General features: G+C 34.0%; 1 protein-coding gene. It reads right to left on the reverse strand.

The features are described 5' to 3' along the window. Window positions 1-564, reverse strand: a 564-nt coding sequence (locus E1176_RS00520; RefSeq protein ID WP_155208637.1) for an outer membrane beta-barrel protein, incomplete at its 3' end; no start/stop codon positions are given. Window positions 565-833: the final 269 nt, after the last annotated feature.

Consider the following 833-nt stretch of genomic DNA (forward strand, 5'->3'; position numbering starts at 1 on the left):
GTTTCTTCCACCACCGATGAATGCACCAATTCTGATACCTAAGTAGCTATTTTTGATATCTGTCTCAACTGTGTTACCATTTCCAAAATCAAAAGATTCCTCTGTGGCACTGATTAAGTTGTAGTCAAGGTTTAAGTTAAAGTGACCAAGATCAAATCCAACTCTTGGGTAAAAACCAATTTTTGATTCTGATGCAATCTCACCAGAAGTTCCACTTATAGAAACTGATGCAAGAGAGTAAAGACCAACACCAAGTCCTACATAAGGACGGAACTTATTATTACTAAGGTAATATTGACCGTTTAAAGTATAGGATCCATTTCCAGATACACTTCCTTCGTCTTCACCTATAGCTCTTGCCATTGCAGCAGATTCTATTCTTAATCCAAGTGCGATCTCGTCAGAAAGTCTGTAAGAAGGCTCGATGTCAAATAAAACACCACCACCGCCATCGCTAGGCATAGTGTAACCAAGGCCAATACCAACTCTGAAAGGCTTAAATTCTTGTGCGTTTGCTACAATTCCACAAAGAATGATAGCGAGAGATAATACAATCTTTTTCATAAAAATTTTAAAGTTTTGATTAAAAAATTGTTCCAAAACTATTGATAAAATTTTATTGTGCAAGTATTAATGTTTTAATTTTTTTTTGAAGTATAACGAAGAGGGGTACTTATGAATTGGATGTTGGAACATGTATTAAGGATGTGTTTTCATAGTGTTATTTCTGAAGCCTTTACTTGTTCCTTTATTATTCAGTGTTATTTTTGTTTAAACAAAACCATATAAATGATGAAAAAATTATTACTATCTACCTTAGTTGTCCTGGCTTT

This window comes from Fulvivirga aurantia (assembly GCF_009711475.1).
GTDB lineage: Bacteria > Bacteroidota > Bacteroidia > Cytophagales > Cyclobacteriaceae > Fulvivirga > Fulvivirga aurantia.